Origin of the sequence: Extibacter sp. GGCC_0201, assembly GCF_017566055.1 — a bacterium.
In the GTDB taxonomy this organism is placed as follows: Bacteria; Bacillota; Clostridia; order Lachnospirales; family Lachnospiraceae; genus Extibacter.
In genome coordinates, this window is the sequence record NZ_JABFCH010000155.1 from 1 (window position 1) to 224 (window position 224).

Here is a 224-nt window from a genome sequence, read left to right on the forward strand (position 1 = left end):
ATGTCAAAGAAATACCTGTAGGTATGTAAGCAAATGCACTGACACGGAAATACAAAATTCCTTTATCCACTATCTGATAATCGTCTGTAAATATTTCCATAAGCTGTGCCGGGAACAGGAAAGTGATCATACTGAATATGGCAGAAACCGCCAGGCATAGACGCAGCATAACCGTGACTGTTTTTTTCAGTTTCTCAATATTCTGTCCGCCCCAATATTGTGCT

1 protein-coding gene is annotated in these 224 nt (G+C 40.2%); it reads right to left on the bottom strand.

The features are described from left to right. On the bottom strand, window positions 1-224 hold a 224-nt coding region (locus tag HJV72_RS19085; RefSeq protein WP_243765711.1), incomplete at both ends, for an MATE family efflux transporter.